The 22854-nt window shown below is 33.9% G+C and carries 15 protein-coding genes, 1 pseudogene and 1 riboswitch; of the genes and pseudogenes, 8 read left to right on the top strand and 8 right to left on the bottom strand.

Annotation, left to right across the window (positions count from 1 at the left end):
• Window positions 1-119: 119 nt before the first annotated feature.
• The 3 genes from FHQ18_RS03930 to FHQ18_RS03920 form a co-directional block, all read right to left on the bottom strand.
• The gene (locus FHQ18_RS03930) at window positions 120-1298 is read right to left on the bottom strand and encodes an ATP-binding protein (RefSeq protein ID WP_149265862.1); all 1179 of its coding nucleotides are present in this window, start codon (window positions 1296-1298) and stop codon (window positions 120-122) included.
• 555 nt (window positions 1299-1853) lie between these two features.
• On the bottom strand, window positions 1854-3407 hold the full coding sequence (locus tag FHQ18_RS03925; protein ID WP_149265861.1) for an ATP-binding protein: 1554 nt from the start codon (window positions 3405-3407) through the stop codon (window positions 1854-1856).
• Window positions 3408-3630: 223 nt separating this feature from the next.
• Window positions 3631-3885: a ComEA family DNA-binding protein gene (locus FHQ18_RS03920; RefSeq protein ID WP_149265860.1), complete on the bottom strand. Its 255-nt coding sequence runs from the start codon at window positions 3883-3885 to the stop codon at window positions 3631-3633.
• Between the two features lie 675 nt (window positions 3886-4560).
• Window positions 4561-4670: riboswitch (SAM riboswitch) on the top strand.
• A 66-nt stretch (window positions 4671-4736) separates the two neighbouring features.
• Here FHQ18_RS03920 and metX point away from each other — a divergent pair.
• From metX to FHQ18_RS03895, 5 genes are read left to right on the top strand one after another with little or no spacing between them, the layout of a single operon-like run.
• Window positions 4737-5867 carry a homoserine O-acetyltransferase MetX gene (gene metX / locus FHQ18_RS03915; RefSeq protein ID WP_149265859.1) on the top strand — a complete coding sequence of 377 codons (1131 nt, stop codon included), beginning with the start codon at window positions 4737-4739 and terminating at the stop codon, window positions 5865-5867.
• The gene (locus FHQ18_RS03910) at window positions 5867-6580 is read left to right on the top strand and encodes a class I SAM-dependent methyltransferase (RefSeq protein WP_149265858.1); all 714 of its coding nucleotides are present in this window, start codon (window positions 5867-5869) and stop codon (window positions 6578-6580) included. Before metX ends, FHQ18_RS03910 begins: the two co-directional genes overlap by 1 nt.
• Window positions 6577-7269 carry an ABC transporter ATP-binding protein gene (locus FHQ18_RS03905; protein WP_149265857.1) on the top strand — a complete coding sequence of 231 codons (693 nt, stop codon included), beginning with the start codon at window positions 6577-6579 and terminating at the stop codon, window positions 7267-7269. Before FHQ18_RS03910 ends, FHQ18_RS03905 begins: the two co-directional genes overlap by 4 nt.
• Window positions 7253-8035 carry an ABC transporter permease gene (locus FHQ18_RS03900; protein WP_149265856.1) on the top strand — a complete coding sequence of 261 codons (783 nt, stop codon included), beginning with the start codon at window positions 7253-7255 and terminating at the stop codon, window positions 8033-8035. The genes FHQ18_RS03905 and FHQ18_RS03900 overlap by 17 nt, the downstream gene beginning before the upstream one ends.
• Window positions 8028-9812 carry a chloride channel protein gene (locus tag FHQ18_RS03895; protein WP_149265855.1) on the top strand — a complete coding sequence of 595 codons (1785 nt, stop codon included), beginning with the start codon at window positions 8028-8030 and terminating at the stop codon, window positions 9810-9812. Before FHQ18_RS03900 ends, FHQ18_RS03895 begins: the two co-directional genes overlap by 8 nt.
• Before the next feature lie 27 nt (window positions 9813-9839).
• Here the strand turns inward: FHQ18_RS03895 and FHQ18_RS03890 are convergent, their stop codons facing one another.
• The 3 genes from FHQ18_RS03890 to FHQ18_RS03880 all read right to left on the bottom strand — a co-directional run bounded on the left by FHQ18_RS03890 (window position 9840) and on the right by FHQ18_RS03880 (window position 14781).
• Window positions 9840-11027: an IS110 family RNA-guided transposase gene (locus FHQ18_RS03890; RefSeq protein WP_149265355.1), complete on the bottom strand. Its 1188-nt coding sequence runs from the start codon at window positions 11025-11027 to the stop codon at window positions 9840-9842.
• An 835-nt stretch (window positions 11028-11862) separates the two neighbouring features.
• Window positions 11863-13482 carry an adenine deaminase gene (ade, locus tag FHQ18_RS03885; protein WP_149265854.1) on the bottom strand — a complete coding sequence of 540 codons (1620 nt, stop codon included), beginning with the start codon at window positions 13480-13482 and terminating at the stop codon, window positions 11863-11865.
• Window positions 13483-14781, bottom strand: a complete 1299-nt coding sequence (locus tag FHQ18_RS03880; protein WP_149265853.1) for an NCS2 family permease — start codon at window positions 14779-14781, stop codon at window positions 13483-13485.
• Between the two features lie 510 nt (window positions 14782-15291).
• Here FHQ18_RS03880 and FHQ18_RS03875 point away from each other — a divergent pair.
• The 3 genes from FHQ18_RS03875 (at window position 15292) to FHQ18_RS03865 (ending at window position 20845) form a co-directional block, all read left to right on the top strand.
• Window positions 15292-15939 carry a hypothetical protein gene (locus FHQ18_RS03875; RefSeq protein WP_149265852.1) on the top strand — a complete coding sequence of 216 codons (648 nt, stop codon included), beginning with the start codon at window positions 15292-15294 and terminating at the stop codon, window positions 15937-15939.
• 197 nt (window positions 15940-16136) lie between these two features.
• Complete coding sequence (locus tag FHQ18_RS03870) at window positions 16137-17945, top strand: hypothetical protein (RefSeq protein ID WP_188020331.1); 1809 nt, start codon at window positions 16137-16139, stop codon at window positions 17943-17945.
• Window positions 17945-20845, top strand: coding sequence for a PAN domain-containing protein (locus tag FHQ18_RS03865; RefSeq protein ID WP_188020330.1), 2901 nt, complete (start codon window positions 17945-17947; stop codon window positions 20843-20845). The genes FHQ18_RS03870 and FHQ18_RS03865 overlap by 1 nt, the downstream gene beginning before the upstream one ends.
• Before the next feature lie 263 nt (window positions 20846-21108).
• Here FHQ18_RS03865 and FHQ18_RS03860 read toward each other — a convergent pair whose 3' ends face one another.
• The gene (locus FHQ18_RS03860; RefSeq protein ID WP_149265849.1) at window positions 21109-22416 is read right to left on the bottom strand and encodes an ATP-binding protein; all 1308 of its coding nucleotides are present in this window, start codon (window positions 22414-22416) and stop codon (window positions 21109-21111) included.
• A 67-nt stretch (window positions 22417-22483) separates the two neighbouring features.
• Window positions 22484-22645: pseudogene (locus FHQ18_RS12945) on the bottom strand (type I restriction enzyme endonuclease domain-containing protein); the annotation flags it as partial.
• Window positions 22646-22854: the final 209 nt, after the last annotated feature.

Below are 22854 nucleotides of genomic sequence, written 5' to 3'. Positions count from 1 at the left end.
TTCAACGTTCTAACGTTCTAACGTTTTAACGTTTACACGTTTTTATACTTCGTGAATCGTAAAACGTAAAGCGTAAAACGACTTCCCCACCTCCCAATTTTCGATTTTCGTTTCACGATTCACGTTTCAACGTTCACAGATTCTAACATTTCTTCAATCATCCATATCGGATACACTTTTACATCTGTTCTTAATTGAGGCTCACTCCCACCATAAATAACAGCACCACCCCATGGCATATAACTGTAAATCTTTGAGAATTTTTTTATTCCTTTAAAATATTCATTTGTTACAGTAGCACCCGCCTTAATTTCTATTGGAAATACATCTCTACCAATCTCATATATTACATCAACTTCATTCCCTTTGCTATCACGATAAAAATATAAATTACACCTTTTACCCCTATTAAATCTATACTTTAAAATCTCCATCAAAACCAGATTTTCAAAAAGATTCCCTCTTAATGGATCTCTGCTTACCTGGTTTTCATTTTCAAGACCAAGCAAATAGCTTGCAAGACCTACATCATAAAAATATAATTTGGGAGATTTTATAAGCCTTTTAGAAACATTACCATACCATGGAGGTAACAAAAAAACTATGTAGCTTGCTTCAAGTAAAGTTATCCATGCTCTTGCTGTAGTATGCGAAATCCCAACATCGCTGGCAAGACTCTGTAAATTGAGAACCTGCCCAATTCTACCTGCACATAATTTAAGAAATTTTTCAAAAAGACTCAGATCCTTTATTGCTACAAGTTGCCTTAAATCACGTTCTACATAAGTAACAAGGTAATCGCCCAAAGCCTGCGTAGGATTCAACGATAGATCATAAATCCGAGGATAAAAACCTGTTAAAATCAGCTTATCAATAGAACTTACATCATAATGGCCCTTAATCTCTGATATACTAAAAGGAAGTAGCTTTAACAAAGCTGTCCTACCTGCAAGGGTTTGACTTATATTACTGATCAACTCAAACTGCTGACTTCCAGTAATAATAAACTGTCCAGGTTCTCTTCTTTCATCAACAATTACCTGAATATACGAAAGTAACTCAGGTGCTCTCTGAATTTCATCCAATATAACATATTTATTATATTGCGCAAGAAAACCCCTTGGATCATTAATAGCAAAATGCCTAGTATCTATCGCCTCTAAATTCACATATTTGTAATGAGGGAATACATTCCTACATAATGTAGTTTTTCCACTCTGTCTTGGTCCTGTAATAGTAACAACAGGATATTGCTCAGAAAGTTTTTTCAACACAGGTTCAATATGTCTTTTTATCATAATTGTTATCATAAAACAAACTGGGACATTTTGCAAGTTTAACTTTCAAAATATCCCGTTTTAAAAACAGAGGATGTTGCACAACGGTAGAAGATTAATTTTATAACTTCTTGATATAAAAGAGATTGCTTCGTCGCATTCGCTCCTCGCAATGACAAAACCAATAACGTCATTGCGAGCGTTAGCGAAGCAATCTTTTGTGTGAAAAGGGAATAACATCAATAAAGAAAGATTGCTTCGAGCTTAAAAGCCCTCGCTGGTGACATAACTGAGGGAGATCGCTTCGTCAATTTGTTCCTCGCGATGACACAGTGGTGAGATTGCTTCGTCGCATTCGCTCCTCGATGGTGACAAAGATTTGCCGTCATTGCGAGGGTCGCAAGACCCGAAGCAATCTCTTCTACGTAATCGTAATGACAAAACATCAATAATGAAAGATTGCTTCGTCGCTACCGCTCCTCGCAATGACGTAATGGGGGTATTACTCCATCGCATTCGCTCCTCGCTGGTGACAAAATTACCAATTCATATTCGCGCTTAACAATTACCGGCTCCCTATCCCCGATTTTCGGCCTTTTCCCATTCAAACCCAACAATATTCCTATCACTTTTACTAAACTCAACGCCTATCAAATAGACATCTTTAACTTTACCAACATACTTCTCATAGTATCTCTTCTCTTTTATCTGTTGCAGCGCTTTGCCCTCTGATGATAGCTCCACTACTTTAAATTCTATTATGTAGGCTCTGTCTTTATATAAAACTGTAAGATCTATCCTGCCAGCATCCGTCGTATCTTCTGCCACCACATTAAACCCACTTGCTACAAAATAGGCATACACTATACTCGAATAATACCCCTCATAACCAGCAAGCTCATTCTTTCTGTACCAGTCAAAAGGAATTGATGCAAAAAAACTCCTAAATATCTCTTTTAGCTTATTGAAATCATTTTCATCTATCGCATAAAAAAGCCTATTTTTATTCTTCTCCGTAAGTATCGTATCCTGAGACAGATAGCTTAAAAAATAATCATTAAAACTTATCTTCACCTCTCTATTAGGATAACTCAAAGTATATATCGCTCTATCATTTATTACCTTTTTATCTTTGATCGTCAGATAGCCAGTCTGAAATAGCAAATTCTCCGGATATATCGCATCAATATCAAAAGATCCCAATACCTTTTCACTTACCTCAAGATGCTCTGCTTCAATTATATTAAATCTCTTTTCTGCTAATAATTTTATCAGAAATGTCGGTGTCCCTGTCTCAAACCAATAAGGGCGAAATTCCCCTTTATCCAAATACAAAAGTATATCAAACGGATTGTATACACTCTCTCCTAGCCAGCTATAGCCATTGTACCACCTTCTTACTTCATCAAGATTTACACCTTCAAGTCTATCAAAAAACACTGTCTCAAGATCATGTTGCGTATATCCACATATTGTGGAATACTCTGCATCAAGGGTGATATCATTTAGCTGGTTTAAACCACTAAAAATAGATACCTTGTTAAACTTAGATACACCGGTTATAAATACAAACTTCAAAAATTCGTCAGCATCTTTGAGCACTGAATAAAAATTCTTAAGCTCCTCTCTTATCTCTATCGCCTTCTCTCTATCCTCAATCCTGTCAAGTATCGGTTTGTCATACTCATCTATCAAAACTACTACTTTTTGAGCATATTTAACTGATAGTTTTTCTATTAATTCATAAAACTGTTTATTCAAGAGCTCTTCTTTTATTGTTATTCCTTCTTTTTCACTGTAATTTCTGATTAAAGAAATAATCAAACTTTTTAGATTTTCTGCATCTTTTATCACTCCTGCACCAAAGCTGATCTTTATCACAGGGTATTTTGTGTCCCAGTCCCAATTGCCTTCTAAATATAAGCCTTTAAATAACTCTCTTTTACCTAAAAAGGCATATCTTAATGTATCAAGAAACAAAGATTTACCAAATCTTCTTGGACGGGATAGAAAATAATACCCTCCGCCTTCATCTATTAACTTTTTAATAAAATAGGTTTTATCGACATAATAATAGTTATCTGTCCTTATTTTCTCAAAACTCTGAATCCCAATAGGCAGCTTTTTCATAGATTTTGCTCCATTTAACTTTTCAACGTTCTAACGTTTTAACGTTTACACGTTTTAACGTTAATATACTTCGTGAATCGTAAAACGTAAACCGTAAATCGCAAATCATTCACGCTTCCCGTTCTAACGTTTTAACGTTTACACGTATAACCTTTTTCATTAAATCTCACCCTCACATACACATACACTTTCACTAAAAAAAATGGGGCTGGGTAAAAATTATTTAACAATCACTCCCCACACAAAGGTTGTCTTTGTTATTTTCTAAAAATCTCTTACCTACACCTTTTACTTTTAAAACGTCCTCAACTTTTTCGAAAGGTTGTACTTTGCGGTATTCGATAATAGCCTGAGCTTTTTTCTTACCAAGCCCTTTTAATGCTATAAGTTCTTCCAAACTTGCAGTATTTAAGTTGGTTTTAGCAAAAGAAGAAACAACAACTAATAATATAATGAGAAAAGTCAACAAAATCCTCATCACACCCTCCATCTTCCAGCCCCAACTTAGATAATTATAGCATAGTTATAATACCATGCAAATAACTTTGGAAAGTATAAGTAAAGGAGGGTAAGGTTGAGGATTTAATTAAGGATATTGCACAGCAGTTAATTAAATATTGCGGATACATAACTATATGCTTAACATATTGATAATAATGAGATTGCTTCGTCGCTATCGCTCCTCGCTGGTGACGTTGTTATTTTTGTCACTCTGAGCGTCAGCGAAGCAATCTCTTGTTTATCATAAAGTTACACTCTTGAATCGTTTTTTATTGTGCAATACCCTCTTAATTGGAACGTTGGTACGTGAAAACGTGTAAACCTTCATCCCGTGGAATAAGGTTTTTGCATATATTTTTTGAGAGTTAAGTATAAGTTTCATTGTTTGTAAACGAAAATTTGCAATTTAGTATTCCACGGGTTGAACCTTGAACACGTGTAATAAAGCATTTGTATAGAATATTAACTATAAACAACTCAAGTTGTATTATATCAGTTGAAATTTTGCAAGGTACTATTACACGTGTTGAACCTTGACTAAAATTACATGAATAACCAATTGACATTTAACAACAAAAGTAGTAACTATTTTCCTTGAATAAAAATGAATTGTGCTTGGCTTACCTGGCGGTGGCCTGGCACAAAGGAAAAACTCTTATCAAGAGTGGTGGAGGGAACGGGCCCTGTGAAGCCACAGCAACCGGTTCGCCAGGTGGCGAACGACAGGTGCTAATTCCCGCCCTGAAAAGGGGAAGATAAGAGGTTGGTGAAAACGAGCCTCTTTATCTTCGCATAAAGAGGCTTTTTTTGTTATAAGGGGAACATAAGATGGATAAAAATTCAGTGGGACTTGTAAAAACAAAGTATGTTACGTTCAAAGATGATTTTTATTTTGAAAGTGGGCGCATCCTCTCTCCCATAACTGTAGCTTATGAAACTTACGGCAAACTGAACAAAGAAAAAAACAACGCCATACTCATTTGTCATGCCCTCACAGGTAGTGCCCATGCCGCAGGCTATAACTCTCCAGATGATCAGAAGCCAGGGTGGTGGGATGGAATGATAGGCCCGGGCAAAGCCTTTGATACTGATAAATATTTTATTATATGCTCAAATTTTCTTGGTAGTTGTTACGGCACAACAGGACCGGCCTCTGTTGATCCTAGTACAGGGAAACCATATGGATTAAAATTCCCTGTTTTCACAGTAAAAGATATGGTTAAACTGCAGAAAAAACTTATAGATTATTTAGGTATCGAGAAGTTGCTTTGTGTTGCCGGCGGTTCTATGGGGGGGATGCAGGCTCTCGAATGGGCAGTAACTTTTCCAGAAAAAACTAATTCTATCATCCCGATCGCCACTGCTGGTAGAATCACACCCATGGCCATAGCTTTTAACACCATTGGTAGATTTGCTATAATGAAAGATCCAAACTGGATGAATGGTGATTATTACGGTAAAGCATTTCCAAGGGATGGGCTTGCTATTGCTAGAATGGCCGGTCATATAACATATATGTCAGACAAATCTTTTCACAAAAAATTTGGAAGAAGATACGCCACATTTGGCGGGATTTACGATTTCTTTGGCTACTTTGAAGTGGAAAACTATTTGAAATATAACGGATATAAATTTACCGAACGTTTCGATGCCAACTGTTATCTTTATATCATAAAAGCAATGGATATTTTTGACCTCTCCTACGGTTACGGCTCTTTTGAAGAGGCTGTGGGAAGAATTTCCGCTGATACTCTCTTCATTACTTTCACATCAGATTTTCTGTTCCCATCATACCAGACCGAAGAGATAGTAAACATCATGAAAAGTCATGGGAAAAAACCTGAATGGGTGGATATAGAATCTGACTATGGACACGATGCTTTTTTACTGGAATTTGACACACAAGCTGCTTATATCAAAGAATTTTTAGATAATGTTTACAAAAAGGTTGCAGGCTGATGGGATTCGATGATGCGGCAATAAATTATTTTATTAGTTCGGACCACAAAGAAGGTGAAGATTTAGCCTTTTGCACCAATTACTTTAAAAATCATCATTTTAAAAAGCTTCTTGATATAGCCACTGCAGCAGGACATTTCACAAAACCTTTTTCCGCATCGATGAAAGTGGCAACAGATATAAGTTTCAATATGTTGAAAACCGCTAAAGAAAAAAATAATTTATCACATTTAGTCCAATGTCTTGCAGAATTTTTACCCTTTAAAGGGGAAAGCTTTGATATAGTAACATGTCGAATCGCATTACATCACTTCAAAAAACCTGGGCTGTTTTTTGACGAAGTCTATAGAGTTTTGAATGAAAAAGGCTTTTTCGTGTTGATAGACAGTATTGTTGATATAGAGGATACTTATTTAAATGTCATTGAATATATCAGAGACAACACTCACCGCAGAAGCTTCACAATTTCAGAAATCTTGGAATTTACTGCTAAAAAATACAGACTGTTAACATTTCACACTATTTTTAAAAAACACAACTTTATTGAATGGGCTACCAGGTTAAATCAGGATTCTACAACCGTAGAAAAAATAGAAAAAGCATTTTTAGATTTACCAGCAAAGATAAAAGATGAGTTGAAAGTAGAAACTGATAATGGTAGAGTTGTATCTTACACAGATAAAAAAGGGATTTTCATATTTCAAAAACTATGATTGAACTTGTAGATGTTTCTTGCTCACTAAGTAAAAAAACTATTTTAAAAGGCATTTCTTACCAATTTAAACAAAAGCAATTTTATTCAATTTTTGGCAAAAGTGGTAGCGGCAAAAGTACCTTATTGAAATGTCTCGTAAACCTCATCCCCTTTGAAGGTGAAATAAAATTTCATAATAAAGATATAACCGACTACCAACCGGCCGCTTTAAGGACATCTATAATTTATCTGCATCAAGAACCTGTGCTTTTGGGAGATACTGTGGATGATGATTTAAAAATCGTATTTAATCTAAAAATCAATAAAGAAAAAAATTTCGATAAAAATTTGTATCTTAATTATTTAAAAATTTTTGGCTATGATGAGCAGTTTTTGGAGAAAAAAACGGACGAATTATCAGGGGGACAAAAGCAAATTGCAGCAATATTAAGAAGCATCGTGTTGCAACCCGATTTTTTGCTCCTTGACGAGCCCACTTCAGCTCTTGATATAAACACTGAAAACCAGCTGATTTCTCTTCTGAAACAGATAAAAGACAATATAGGAGTTATCACCGTATCTCACTCGGTAAATCTTATCAGACAATCCGATGTCAAAATACTTTTCAAAGACGGAAAGTTATACAAAACCTTTAATGAAATTGATGAGACAGAAATAAAGCAGGTGTTGGATGAAAGATATAATTGATATTTCATTCCAGGGAATATTAATAATTTACGGACTTGTCTTTTTAAACCTGATTCTCGTAGAACTTTTAAAATTTAAACTTCTAAAAAATTTCCTAATAGCAATCGTCAGGATGTCCTTACAGCTATTTCTTGCAGGGCTTATACTGAAATTTATTTTCAAACTGAACACTGCCAGTTTGATATTCACAATTTTTTTTATAATGGCATTTTTTGCAAGCCATATCATTCTCAATAAGGCTAAAATCCCAAGTAGAAAAATCTTTCCATACATTTTTATATCAATCACTCTGGTAACATTAATCATAGGTTTTCTGTTCATAAAAATCATTATAGGGCTAACACCTTGGTATGAAGCGAGATATTTTATCCCCTTAATGGGTATGATTTTGGGCAATTCGATGAACGGTTGTGCTTTAGCCATAGAGAGATTTTATTCCGGAGTAAAAGAGAAGAAAAAAGTAGTGGAAACATACCTTTGTCATGGAGCCACCACTTTTGAAGCTACAAAAAATTTCATCATTCAATCCTTAAAAGCTGCTACTCTGCCATACATCACTTCCATGAGTGGCATAGGGCTTGTATTTCTTCCGGGTATGATGACCGGTCAAATACTATCAGGTACAAATCCAATCATAGCTGTAAAATATCAACTATCCATCATGATAATAATTTTCACCAGTGTGGTTTTTTCCTCTTTACTTGTCGTATTCTTTAGCTATAAATTGTTTTTTGATAAATTTGGAAGAATTAGGGTATATGAATAATTTTTTGAAAAATATAAACTTTCCCATAATCGGTAGATGGTTTATTCTAGGCACTATAGTGGGGATTATTGCCGGACTTGGTGCCATTTTATTTTTTATCCTATTACAGGGGACATCCTACTTTTTCCTGGATTATTTAACAGGTCTTAGAATCGGTGAAACGGGCGGTGAGCCATCACTTTTTGGCCATGCAACTACTGAATTTAAACGCTGGATGTTATTTTTAGTCCCAACCTTTGGTGGACTGCTTAGCGGTTTTATAGTCTACAAATTTGCTCCTGAAGCTGAAGGGCATGGAACAGATGCTGCTATAGAAGCAATACATTTTAAAAACGGTTATATCCGCTGGCAAGTACCCATTGTAAAAACCATTGCCAGTGCCATAACTATTGGGACAGGTGGATCAGGTGGTAGAGAAGGTCCCATTGCTCAAATCGGTGCTGGTTTTGCATCTTTTCTCGGTAGAAAACTGAATATAACTGATAGAGAAAAAAGAATTTTAACCGCTGCAGGGATGGGAGCCGGTGTGGGTGCAATTTTTAGAAGCCCTCTTGCAGGAGCTATCTTTGCAGCTGAAGTTTTATACTCATCCAGCGACCTTGAAGCCGAAGTGTTGTTGCCATCCACCATTACATCTATCATTGCCTATTCTATATTTTGCAGTATCTTTGGATGGGATTCACTATTTTTGACACCAGATTTTAGATTTACAAATCCACTCGAGTTATTCCCTTATACAATCTTAGGATTTGCTTGCGCTCTGTTTGGCTATCTTTATGTAAATATATTTTATAAAACTCATCAAACCTTCAAAGATCTTAAAATTTCAAACTACATGAAGCCTGTAATCGGCGGTTTTTTAACAGGAATAATAGGCTTTTTTATTCCACAGGCTTTGGGCGGTGGTTATGCCAACATTGAAAAGGCAATGCACGGAGAACTTGCTCTTGGTTTTCTTTTCATCTTAATTTTTGCAAAAATTTTCTCCACCTCATTTAGCATAGGCAGTGGTGGAAGTGCCGGTATTTTCGGTCCGTCAATGGTTATTGGTGCCTCCGTGGGCGGATTTATGGGACTTGTTCTCGAAAAGATTTTTCCCACTATTGTTTCAGATCCAGGCGCTTATGCCCTCGTGGGGATGGCCGGATTTTTTGCAGGTATTGCAAATACTCCACTTTCAACAATTATTATGGTTTCAGAGATGACAGGAAATTATCATCTTCTTGTTCCTGCCATGTGGGTTTCATCTTTATCTTTTTTAATTTTGAGAAATACAACCATCTACAAATCTCAAGTAAGGGCTAGAAGCGACTCACCCATTCATAAAGGAGAATTTTTTATTCAAATTTTGCAAGAAATTAAAGTGGGTGAAATTATGCGAAATGACCCTATTGTAATCAGAGCTGATATGCATTTTAAAGAGATTTTGGAATTTATTCCTACTACCAAACATAATAGCTTTCCTGTTATCACTGAAGATAACAAATTGGTGGGAGTTTTGAGGTTTGAAGAAATTAGGGAATTTGTGTTTGAAGAAGGTCTTGAAGATATAGTTGTCGCAGGAGAAATTTGCGATACGGAAACTCCGGTAATTACACCTGATGCCACACTGGCAGATGCCATTGAAACAATCGGTTTCAAAAATATAGAGCTTCTCCCTGTTGTAAATAATAAGGAAGAGAAAAAACTTGAAGGGATAATCACAAGACGTGATATTATAACCATTTACAACAAAGAAATGATGAAACAGAAAAAACGTGAAGAAGCTCTTTTTTAATTAGTCAACTATAAATATTAAAAATTATTAAGATAATTTAGGCATATGAAAAACCTCTTTTTTTGTAAGCATGGCATAAAGTACACGCACAAGTTTGTTACACAATGCAATCATAGCTTTTCTATGAGGCATACCTTCCTCCTTCTTTTTCAAATAATACGCTCTAAAATACTCATTAAACTTCATAACACCACTTGCCATAAGATAAAGAATACGCCTAAGGGACCGGGATCCTTTTTTACTTATTCTGCCGTTACTATACATACTTCCGGATTGTTTAATAGCAGGATCTATCCCGGCATAGGCAGCAAGTTTACCTTTGTTGGCAAATCTGTTTATATCTTTAATTTCTGCAAGAAAATGGGCAGCGGTAATATCATTAATTCCTTTGATAGAAGTAATAATCTCCATATCATCTTTTTTGGAAGATTTTATTTTATCAATAAATTCCTTCGTAATATTATCAAGTCGGCTATTAAGAAATATGAGCATTTCAACATCTTCTTTGATGACAGTAGCCCAGATATCAGAGGAAATACCAATGGAGGATTTAGCAAGGGATATGAGCTTCTGAGGGGTAATATTTGACTTATGTGCAAACTTCAATTCATCAAGAATCTTTTGAATATCATCTTCATTAGCATTCCTGATGATTTCAGCTGTAGGCATATGTTTAAGGATATGCAAAATGGATTGAGTAAATACATTGGCATTTGCCACAAGTTCAGGAAATACTACAGTAAGATGCTGTTTAAGCTGAGTCTTAACTCTTGCAATCTGCTGAGTAATATGTTCTCTCATCCTGGCAAGTGCGATAATATCATTGGACTCAGGAAGAGCAAAATAATTGAAATGTTCAATATTCTTAGCTATAAATTTAGCAATGATAACAGCATCAATTTTATCGGTTTTGGTTTTTCTGAGAGTAACGGATTGGGCAAATTTTTTGATGAGAGCTGGATTAATAAGACAGACATCTTTCTTTTTGGATACAAGGGATGCTAAGAGGTTAATGTGATAGCTGCCAGTAGATTCAAGAGCAATGATAGAGGAGTCATACTTTTTAATCAAGTCATAGAAGCTGTTAAAACCATCAATGTCCATTTGAAATTCAGCTTCTTTGAGAAGTTCAAGCTTATTGTTAATAATAGCGCAATTAAACTTATCTTTGGAAACATCAACACCTATAAAGAAAGCAAATTTGTCATTTTTCATGTCAAACCTCACTTAAAATATTTTAGTCCCGAATCCAAACTCCCGTTTGACAGTGGCTTGATAGCCAAATCAACCAATAGGGACTTTCGGGACGGGGGACAGACTAAATATGAAGCTTTTAAGCTTATTCCCACTGTAGTCCTCTGTCCCATTCTTAATTCATTACATAATATAATTTTCTTATACAACAAAAAAACGTAGGAGTTCTCACTGAAAAAGTGAAAACTAATTATTAAGTAAAAAATTTTTTATGATTTTTTTAATTTAAATATGAGGGCATTGCACAATCAAAAACGTTTCAAGTGTGTAACTTTATGATAAACAAGAGATTGCTTCGCTCCGCTCGCTGGTGACAACTCCCTTCTTCGTCATTGCGAGGAGCGGATGCGACGAAGCAATCTTATTATTATCAATATGTTAAACACTTGGCTGTGCATTCATGATATTTAACTGTGTACTGTGCAATATCCTAAATATCTATAGTTTTTACCATATTTTGGGGGATTTAAAGGGGGCTTGCCCCCTTTAAGTATGATAATTGTAATACCACTAATAAATAATATTTTAATTATCAATTAAATACTCTTTTTCAGCAGGAACTAAAATAAGGTTAACACGAACTTTAGCCGTAACACAATGATGGTAAAGAGATTGCTTCGCTGACGCTCAGGGTGACGGATGAGTCGACAACCTTCTCCTTCGTCACCAGTGAGGAGAGGATGCGACGAAGCAATCTCTTGTTTTATCAACGAGTTGTAAGACAGATCATCTTTTAACGTGCAATATCCTCGCTTCATTTTTCCAGCAAACACTTTTTTAGTTTATATCCTTAAAATTACACATAACCGAATTTATCCACATCAAACAATCCCCTATCAGTCAGTTTAAGATGAGGAATAACCTCCAGTGCCATAAATGTGAGAGTGGAAATGGGATCTGTTAAATCTTGGCAAATCAATTTTGCTTTTTCTTTAATTGTTGATAATTTTTTAGCAAGGTCATAAGGATTTTGAGCAGATACAATCCCTCCCACATTCAAAGGTACCGTATAAACGGTATTTTCATCAAAAAGTGCCAGTCCTCCTTTATTTTCGATAATAGCATTTACCACTTTTTGAATGGCATAATCCGAAGTACCGATAGCGATAATATTGTGACAATCATGGGCCAAAGAGGAGGCAATTGCCCCCTTTTTCAACCCAAACCCAGTTATTCTTGCAGCTGATTGATAACCGTGACCGTATCTTTCGAAAACTACAAGTTTTAACAGATCATTTTCCAAATCAAATTCAGGCGCGTTTTTATCAACCGATACTTTGTCAGTAATCAAACTTTTGTCATTTGCCTTTATACAGATATGTTTAACCTTTTCATCAATTTTAGGAGCATCCGTTATTTTACTAATTTTAAAGGAATTGAGTAAATAATCGGGTATCTTTCCTATTTCAAAAGTCTCTTGAAGTGGTTTACCATTTATTATGGTAAGTTCTGGCTTAAATTCCATTTCTCCATTGAACAGCACTAAATTTGCAATGTTTCCTTCTTTTACCTCTGCGTATTTATCTAAACCATAATACATAAGTCCGTTGTAAGAAGCGGTTTTTAATGCCAATACAGGATTAATACCATTTTTCACTGCCTTTTTCAGATGATAGTTAATATGTCCGCTTTCCAAAATATCATTCAATGTCTTGTCATCAGTGCAAAACATTATTTTTTCTGGAAAATCTTCTATGGCTTTATAAGCATTAGGATGTGAATGTTCGGCAGAACCTTCTCTTAAAAATATATGTGCTCCCGCTGAGATTTTTTCTGCAATTTCATCATATTCTTCGTTTTCGTGATCATCATCAATGCCAATGGAAAAATATGATTTCAGCGAATCACCTCTTAGCTTTGGAGCATGACCATTTACTCTTTTGTTCAGTCCCTTAGCCTTTTCAATTATTTTTAATACATTTTCATCTCGATTTAAAACGGCAGGAATGTTCATAAGTTCACCGAGGGAAACAACCCTGTCATTTTCTAGGAGATCTAAGATATCGTTTGTATCTAGCCTACCACCGGATGTGGCAAAATCTGTGGCAGGCACACAAGATGGTACAGCATAAAAGATGTGACATGCTGATAATTTGCTGTTTTCTATAAAAAATTCCAACCCTTTTTTACCTGCCACATTTGAAATTTCATGACAATCAGCTACAACGTATAGTGTGCCATAGCCTGCTACGATGTTACCAAACAGTGAAGGTATGAGATAAGAGCTTTCAATATGGCAATGGCAGTCTATAAGACCTGGTGAAAGTATACCGTTTTTGCAGTCAATAGTTTCTTTACCCGATATTGTGTCGGACGAAATTTTGGCAATTACATTACCTTTAATTCCAATATTTACTTTCTCAAATTTTAAATTGTTAAAATCAGGTATTCTTACATTTTTTAAAACAAGATCCACTTAGCCTGCTCCCAGATAGATAAACCTAGCTATAAATATTACTGCAAGAATCCATACCGGCAAAGACACTTCTTTAGCCCTACCAGCTAGCAATTTTGTTAACGGATAAAATATGAAACCTAAAGCAATTCCGGTAGCAATACTATATGAAAATGGCATAGACACCATGACTATGAAAGCAGGTAATGCCTCTGTAAAATCGTCCCAATTTATTTTTGTAACTGTTTTAAGCATCAATACTCCCACTATAATTAAAGCCGGTGCAGTGGCAAAAGGTGGGATTGATTCTGCAAGTGGGGCAATAAACATAGAAAGTAAAAACAGAATTCCGGTAGTAACAGCTGTAAGCCCTGTTCTACCACCTTCGGCAATGCCAGAGGCACTTTCAATATAAGTTGTCACCGTTGAAGTCCCCAATAAACTGCCGGCAACTGTACCTATTGCATCAACAGTTAGTGCTTTATTTACTTTTGGAAACTCCCCATTTTCCTTTATAAAGCCACCCTGTTTTGCAACACCCACCAGTGTACCAGTAGTATCAAAAAGGTCTACAAATAGGAATGCAAAAATTATCCCAAAAAATCCTATATTTAATGCATTTTTTATATCAAGTTTAAATAATACCGGTGTAATATCAGGCGGCATCCCAACAATACCTTTGAATTTTGCAAACCCTAAAACAACCCCTAAAATCCATATAAATAAAATTCCTATCAGAATGGCACCACGTACTCTTCTTGCTATAAGTGCTCCTATTATTATTACACCTATTATGGTGAGTAGTGGAGAATGCTCGGTAATGTTGCCCAGAGAAACAAGAGTAGCAGGATTATCCACAACAATACCTGCTTCTTTCATTCCTATTAAAGTGATAAATAATCCTATACCGCCTGCTGTGGCCACTTTTATACTGTCAGGAATCGAATAAACAATTATTTGTCTCACTTTTATAAAAGTTAAAAAAAGGAAGATAACACCTGATAAAAACACTGCACCAAGAGCAGTTTGCCAGGAATAACCCATCTGCATAACTACGGTAAATGTAAAGTATGCATTGAGACCCATCCCAGGAGCTAATGCAAAAGGATAATTAACCAACAACCCCATTAATATAGTGGATAAACCTGCTGCAAGTACTGTGGCCATCATTACAGCGCCAAAATCCATACCAGTTTTGGAAAGGATAGCCGGATTTACGAAAATGATATAAGCCATTGTCATAAATGTGGTGATGCCGGCTATGATCTCAGTTTTTACATCGGTATTATTTTCTTTTAGTTTAAACAATCTTTCCAGCATCTTAACCCCTCAAAAATTATTTAGGCTCCGTATAATAATCGTACAAAAGCCTATGTCAATACCTTTAATACTGAAATTACCCTATTTCTTGCAAAAACATCATTCTTTAAGTTTAGAAAAAGTATTTTTCAAGTTCTATGTGTAATAGATAAGTTCAAGGTTCAAAGTTCAAAGTTCAATGTTCAAGGTTCAAGGTTCAATGTTCAAGGTTCAAGGTTCAAGGTTAAGAAGTAGTTTTTAATTTACGATTCACGTTTCACGAATCACAGCTTTAAATCGTTGCGAGCGAAGCAAAGCAATTTCAGTGTTATTAGTAAGTTGCTATTTGGACAAGTAACTGTGCAACATCCTCAATTTTTATATCTAGCTACACAATGTCTAATTTTAAGAAAAAATCAGAAATTTACCACACAATGAATAAATAGTATGGTATAATAAACATATGATCTAATAATTTTTAGAAAACAGTTAAATGATATTTTTTAGAAAAATATTTGTTAAATTATAGTTATGTTTAAGGTTAATTATTTTTTTAAATTATTTTTTATTATCCTTTATATTTTTTTTTATATTTCTAATGCTAATTCGTCACAAACTAATCCTCAAAGATACGAAGAATGTAAATTTGCGTATATAGATCTTATTTCCATTCCTGATGTTTTTAAAACAAAGCAAGATTACTATTCCCTTTTTCCATTTAAGCCATTTTTAAATTTCTGCTTATCCCAAAATATAAAAGAATATAATAATAAAAGCGTTCTTAAAGAAATATTTAAGTACGACAGAAAAGTAATTGAAAAACTCAAACAATCTAAAACAAAACAAGAAAGAGAACTTGCTTTTTTTTTAGAAAGGAAATTTGAAAAGTTCAAGCTTGAAAACTCCTTTGTTTCAGACTGTATTGTTATAACTATACCCTTTAATGTTAATAATTTAAAAACTGTAAATGTTGAATTTATCTTTTACGTTGATTGTTTTAAAGAATCTCCGCTGATGAAAACCACCTTAAATGAATTCAAATTACCTAAAGGTAATCACATAACAGCAATATCGAAAAATTATTATGGTAATAGCAAGGTTTTCACTTGCAATGGAGGATATGTATATCTCGTAATACCAGTAAAAAGTATACCTAAGGAATGGTATCAATGTTTTTAAAATCTTAAAACATAAAGGGAGTATATAATGAAAAAAATGATCATTTTTCATCTTCTATTCTTTTTTTTTCTTTTGCTTTTGCTAAGGATGACATGATTTCGTGTCAATATCCAACTGACCCCGAACCCGAATTAATACCTAGAATTCAGCCTTGCAATAAAATAGAAGAAAATAACTATGTCGCAAAATGGGCATGCATGAATGGATTTGAAATTCATAACGCCTGTATGGACTCTCCTACCTTTGTGCTTAATGAAACATTCTTTTGTAAAGGCCAAAAACATAAAGTTACCTATCTAGCTAAAGCAAACATACTACAGTGGTATGATATGAGTGTCGTGGGAGGAACATATTCTTTTTATGAAGATTTAAAAAGCGACCTTTATCCAGGTTATGTCAGTTCGGTATCTGCTGCAGTCGATACATACAATTTTTGCAATTATATAGATGATAACACTGATTACAATAAAAGAACCCTTTGCAAAAGATTTAAGGAAAAAGCTCAGACTTTTTTTGTTGGCCTAAAATCGGTAGTTTGGGCAGTAATTCATGATAAAAAGCCGAATTTTGAAGGTGACTTGGTAAATGGTGAAGTAAATGTTACCATACAAGCAGAACATAAAGGATTTAAAACTAAAAAAGAATATATCACAGTTGACACCACAAAAATTGGTAAAATCATAATTAGCGGTTATGTCAAAGATGATTTAAACAACCCTATTCCAAATGCAAGAATTTTATTACCTGAATATGGAAACAAAGAAATATCAGCAAATATAAATGGATATTACAAAATAGATTTAACATTAGACACCCAAGGAAAGGTGGCAAATTTTACTCAAGACATTGTTATGCATGCCAAAATAGGAAAACTTAATGTGGAAATTTTAGCATCGAAATTAGTGGCAAATGGAAAATTTCAAAATTTAAAATTTAAGGTTAGTTCTCCACAAAAAAATATGGGTAATAAAACTGTAGAAATCACATTCGCACCAAATGGATATATAAAAAATGGTAAAACTGTTAATTATTTGACAAAAACATCTTTTATAAAAAAAGTAAAATTAAATGCAAACGGAATAGGTGTAGTAAAAGAAATAATGCCATCTGTAAAAAAGGAAAAACTAAATAATATTTTTAATCCTAGCGATTATTTTCCTGTCACAGCAAAACTGGTAGTAGAATATCCTGAAGCAGATGCAAAAGGGGAAACCAATGTTCAACTTTATTCTCCATTTCCAAAGATTAAAAGGGTAACCATACCAGGAGGTATTGATGAGGGGCTATGGCAGATTACACCTTCAACCATTACAATTGAGGATTTAGACAGCAACAGTTTTAATATTGAAGTAAGAGGTTTTGGAAGATTTAAATTAAAAGGTGGTCACATAACTAAAACAGTTTTGAAAGAATATAGATTTACAGGGAATCAGTTTCAATTCTACTACGGTGCCTATAAGATGGGACTTGATCTAAATAAAGAACCTGACCTGTGGAAAGAGCTGCTTATTACAAATTTAAAGGTACTTGGCAACTTTTTTATAACCATTTCTGAAGCAGACTTATTGAAAAGAGTGCAAAAATTTAAAGGGAATATTAATCTTACAAATAGAATTACCTCTGATAAAGTTACTTCTTTGAGTAAATTGAGATTTGCAATGAGAGATTTTTATCACAACACTCTATCTTATTATTATGACAAGGACAAAGATTATGTGAAAACTGCTGATTTGGTTGTTGGTGGTGTTTCAATAGGGTATGATATTTATAGTATGATAAAGAAATTAAGTCCTACCCTTGGTCAGAGTTTACAGCTTGAAACAGCCAAAGCAATTTATGAAAATGCGAAAACAATTCACAAAATTTACAAGCAATACAGAAAAATTTCTGACTCATATCAAGATGTAGTTTTTATCCCCATCTATATATCTGTTTCAGATGGTGATGGGTATACTACTAATACAATAAGATCAATTTCCGTTAAGATATGGAAGGAGGTAGATTAATGAAAAATATTTTTAAATTTTTAATTTTAGTACTTTTGTTTCATAGTATAAGTTTTGCAAATGAAGCACCAGTAAATGATTTGATTTATCATTATTTCCAAGCAATTCAAAACAAAGACCTACAAACAATAAACAGATTGTTTATAAATCAAAATCCAAACCGAATAAAGGCATACAATGCAGTGTTTCAAGCTACTGATCAAAGAATAAACAGTATTAAAATAAAAAATGTCAAAATTTTTGGAAATAAAGGGATAGTAGAAGTGGATGCAGATTTTCTCATAATCAGCAAAGTAATCCCTGACAGCTTTAACTATCAAGAAAACCAGGTTTTCTTACTGGAAAAAAATAGTTTTAACCAGTGGAAAATTGCCAAAATAATAACTAAGGAAGATTTTAACTTGATAATAAAAAATTACTTTCTAAAAAAAGGGTTTGAGCCTTTAAAAGAAGTTACAAAGGTTGATTTTTCATACAACACTGCAGAATCAGGTGAAGACTTTCTTAACGACGGTTCATATCTAAACATCTCTGGTAAATGGAAAACCGATTTTGGAATTTTAATAATAACTCAAAACGGTAATAAGATTTACGGCACTTACCCACACGATAGTGGCAAAATTGAAGGGACATTAAACGGCAATGTATTAAACTGTATATGGAAAGAAGCCCCCACATATAAGCCTTATAACGATGCTGGAGAATGCTATTTCATTTTCTCAAGAGATGGAAAAAAGTTTACAGGAAAATGGAGATACGGTTTTAACAAAAGTGTATGGAATGGAAACTGGAATGGGATAAAAATTTCTGATGGTTCTAACATACCAAATAACACACAAATTCAAACAGGTGACACTTCAACATCTAATATGGAGTATAATACAGACAGACCTGGGTTAGATTATAAAAATTTTAACTTACCAGCAAATGATCCAAAATTGTGTAAACAGGTCTGTGATAATGATCCAAAGTGTAAAGCATGGACCTTTGTCAAACCAAATACGATTCAAGGACCAAACCCAAGATGCTGGCTTAAATATGCTGTGCCAAACCCGATAAAATCAAACTGCTGTATATCAGGAATAAAGAAACAGGCAGATATGGCAAATGCTGAAAGCTGGTTTAAAAACTGGAAAATTATTAAATCATTAAATTCCAATATAGCTGGTAGCAACGAAAAGTTTGGCTGGAAATATCCTGTAAGAAAGATTGGTGATGCAATGCCACCAGAGGGAGCAAAAGGAGCCGCACTCTATTTACATCCCATTTCACAAACAGAACCAACTCATCTGCAAGGACATTATCATGTAAGTTCTAACAAAAAGTCTCTAATGTTTAGAGTAGCAGGCAACAAAAATGGCGATTGGCTAATGGAAGTAAGGGTTAATGGAATAAAAGCATTTGAAAGGGTAGTGGATGGAAAGAAATGGTATGAGTTAACAATTCCGCTTCAAAAATATTATGGTCAAGATATTACAGTAGATCTTTTCATAAAAGCTAATGGCTGGTTTTTTGAGTATGCTTTTATAGATGAAATAACACTTGTTAATACACAATCCATAGGGCCTTATGGCATCGAATACAATACTGATAGACCCGGATTTGATTATAAAAATTTTGATCTCCCACAAAATAACGCCCTTTTGTGTAAACAGGCCTGTGATAATGATCCAAAATGTAAGGCTTGGACATTTATTAAACCAAATACAATTCAAGGACCAAACCCAAGATGCTGGCTAAAATATGCTGTACCAAAACCTGTACTTAATACTTATTGTGTCTCAGGTGTCAAAAACAATACAAACAACCCTTCAAGTAATAATAACAATGTTATTAATGATAAACATATCTATGATGATTTCAATAGCTTTAATAATAAGTTGTGGATCCCATTAGAATGGCAAACATTGAACAAAGCACCTAATAAAATCACATTATACAACGGAATTCTTGATTTAAAATGCAACATTACGGATAGAAGCGGATTTTTAGCTTCAAAACCTATAAAAATTAATAGAGATGAAATAATAACGATTAAAAGAAGAGTAAAAGTACATTATGCTAATCAATATTTTGAAGGAGGAATATGGTTTTATCAAACAGATAAACCTGAAATAGTTATGCCACAAAATAAGGCCACTTGGTTAAGCGCCTTTGGAAAACAACTGTTTAATGTCACATATTATAATTACTATTATGAAAAGCCCGGTGTAAGACAGTACGTCCCTGCAAAGCACGGTTTTGTAATCTCCGGCTTAGACTGGAGAAACAAAAAAAATTATGTCGTATTTCCACCAATATGGGACAAATGGTTTGAAGAAGAAATAGTTTATGATCCTGGCTCAAATACAGCCATTTACAAAATAAATGGTCAGATTGGAAAAGTTTTTACTGCAAACATGGATAAACCGTACATAAGGTTTATTATGCATTCTTACGGTTGGTATACAGGTCATGACATCCAAATAGATTGGATAAAAATTGATATAACCAAAAAAGAAAATTCTGCACATAATTATAATAGCAATAATTTAAAAATGGTAAACAATAGTACATTTTCTATCGAGCAATGTGCAGCTTACCAATTTAAAAATGATTATATAACTAAACAAATTCCAAATTATTTGGATAAAAATATTAAAACTGTTTATGTCACATGCAAAATCAATAATACTCCAGCTAACACTGTCTTAACAGCCCAATGGTATTATTATGATTCTGATAATTCAAAAATTTTTATATTAGATTACCCCTACAAAATTCCTCAACCTAATTATACTGGATACGTAACCTTTAATCTTGAAATGCCCCCTGAAAAAATATGGCCTTCTGGTAAATATGAAGTTGTAATAACCAAAGACAGCAATATCTTAAAAAAAATTAATTTTTATTTCAAATAGAAAGGGTGCCTTCCAAGGCACCCTTTAAATAAATGACTCCCTGAACAGATTCGAAAAAAATCTCCTATCCATTTATAAAACATTAACATTCTAGCTAGCTAAAATGTTATGTTACTCATCTATATTTTCTATAATTATACGGAATCATTTACATTAACACACAACTAATTTCGCTTAATATTTTTATACATCCAGCTACCTTGAGCAAATATTGTAATAAAACCTTTAGTCCCATTTCCTTTAAAAGTCTACCCTGTGAAATATCAAACATCTTCTAAACCAAATCCTTTATACTCAATTTTAAAACCTTTTAAATACCTCAAGATTTTTTTTGATTTTTCCTTTAATTCCTGCAAATTTATTTTGTTTTTGTTTAGTTTTACTTCTGCAATTAATGCTCTTTTTTCCATTTCATTTACAGCAACGATATCGATTTCATTCTCACCTTTTTTATCCCAATATGAGCCAATCATTGAATACTCATTTGTTGATGCAAGCTTTTCTTTGAAGTATTTCTCCAACTTTCTTCCTAAAAATTGGTCAAAATATTTCAATGTGTATTTTTTCAAATAATCAAAGTTCTTTATCTCAACTGCTGATAAATTCTTATAAACGAACATAAACCAAAAACTTAAAAAATTATCAATTATCTCATATTTTACATTTCTCGCATTTGGTTTTGAAAAAACAGGCTGCACCCTTTTGATAATTCGATAATTTTTCTCCAGCTTTTCCAAAAAACCTCCCACACTTTTTTCCAAAACCCCTTCAATTTCACTGCGAAAGGTTTTAGAGCCAGCAACTAAAGACAGTATCGAAAAATAGGTATGATAATCTTTGCCAAACTCCCCTATTAACACTTCTCGCCCCTCAGCCAAGAAAAAAGAACCATCACAAAAGACCATATCAATGATTTTTTCTAAGCTCATTGCTTTTTCTTTGCACAAGATTTCAATATACTTTGCCATCCCACCGGTAATTGCATAAAATGACACAAAATCTTTAGCATTAAATTCTGCATAATCAGCATAAATCTCTTTCAATGTATTCACATCAAAAGGCTCTAACACAATCTTTCTATCAGCTCTGCCAAACAAAGGCTCTTTAGAATCTTCAAATATTTTTGACATTAAAGAGTAAATTGAGCCGCTCAAGATTAAATTCACCTTACTTTTAGGCTTATATTCATCCCAGATATTTTGCATATCAGAATACACAGAAGGATTTATATTTTGAAATTCCTGAAATTCATCAATCGCAATATTTATCTGCTCTGACTCACCAACACTCATTAAATACTCAAAAATCTCCTTAAAGTTGGTTAGCTGACCAATGATTCTTTTACCAAGTACACCTTCGATTATTCCTTTATATTCTTCACATAACAGTTTCTCACTTTTTTTCGCCACAAAAAAGTATAATAGTTTTTTATCCTTATAAGCTTCTTTGATAAGCCTTGTTTTACCTACCCTTCTTCTTCCTACAATAAAAGTCATAAATGAGCTTTCAAAAGAGCTCTGCTCAGCTTTTTTCAATAAATCCAGCTCTTTTTCTCTATTGTAAAACTTCACACATACCTCCTAACGCAACATCAGTTACTGTAATATAGGTTGCAATTATAGTTTTGACAAGAGAAAGTTAATTGAGAAAAAAGACCCCTATATATAACGCAAATTCTTCGGCAATTAATTCTGCCTGTTTTAGCACTGTTTCAGTTGCGAGTTCCTGCATATCTGGTGGATAACCGTATTGACGAAGAGTCCTCTTTACAATCACTCTAAGTTTTGCTCTTGCACTTTCCCTAAAGGATTTTCAATTGGCGATTTGCGAATTACGATTGTCTGAATCGGAAGCTATATCGGGACCGAATATATAATCCCAGCCAAGAGATTGTAGAAGAACTATTGCGAATTGTTCTATATCGAATTCATGAATTTAAGACATAATATGTTAATGCTAATATAAAATATTAGGACATCTTTGAATGTGTTTGGAAATTTAAATGGCTC

Origin of the sequence: Deferribacter autotrophicus (genome assembly GCF_008362905.1) — a bacterium.
Lineage (GTDB): Bacteria > Chrysiogenota > Deferribacteres > Deferribacterales > Deferribacteraceae > Deferribacter > Deferribacter autotrophicus.
This window is presented reverse-complemented; position numbering and strand designations above follow the sequence as displayed.

Bases quoted from the DNA above. Each gene is read 5' to 3' on its own strand.
- FHQ18_RS03930 (WP_149265862.1), bottom strand. From the start codon at position 1,298: ATGATAAAAAGACATATTGAACCTGTGTTGAAAAAACTTTCTGAGCAA.
- FHQ18_RS03925 (WP_149265861.1), bottom strand. From the start codon at position 3,407: ATGAAAAAGCTGCCTATTGGGATTCAGAGTTTTGAGAAAATAAGGACA.
- FHQ18_RS03920 (WP_149265860.1), bottom strand. From the start codon at position 3,885: ATGAGGATTTTGTTGACTTTTCTCATTATATTATTAGTTGTTGTTTCT.
- metX (WP_149265859.1), top strand. From the start codon at position 4,737: ATGGATAAAAATTCAGTGGGACTTGTAAAAACAAAGTATGTTACGTTC.
- FHQ18_RS03910 (WP_149265858.1), top strand. From the start codon at position 5,867: ATGGGATTCGATGATGCGGCAATAAATTATTTTATTAGTTCGGACCAC.
- FHQ18_RS03905 (WP_149265857.1), top strand. From the start codon at position 6,577: ATGATTGAACTTGTAGATGTTTCTTGCTCACTAAGTAAAAAAACTATT.
- FHQ18_RS03900 (WP_149265856.1), top strand. From the start codon at position 7,253: ATGAAAGATATAATTGATATTTCATTCCAGGGAATATTAATAATTTAC.
- FHQ18_RS03895 (WP_149265855.1), top strand. From the start codon at position 8,028: ATGAATAATTTTTTGAAAAATATAAACTTTCCCATAATCGGTAGATGG.
- FHQ18_RS03890 (WP_149265355.1), bottom strand. From the start codon at position 11,027: ATGAAAAATGACAAATTTGCTTTCTTTATAGGTGTTGATGTTTCCAAA.
- FHQ18_RS03880 (WP_149265853.1), bottom strand. From the start codon at position 14,781: ATGCTGGAAAGATTGTTTAAACTAAAAGAAAATAATACCGATGTAAAA.
- FHQ18_RS03875 (WP_149265852.1), top strand. From the start codon at position 15,292: ATGTTTAAGGTTAATTATTTTTTTAAATTATTTTTTATTATCCTTTAT.
- FHQ18_RS03870 (WP_188020331.1), top strand. From the start codon at position 16,137: ATGAATGGATTTGAAATTCATAACGCCTGTATGGACTCTCCTACCTTT.
- FHQ18_RS03865 (WP_188020330.1), top strand. From the start codon at position 17,945: ATGAAAAATATTTTTAAATTTTTAATTTTAGTACTTTTGTTTCATAGT.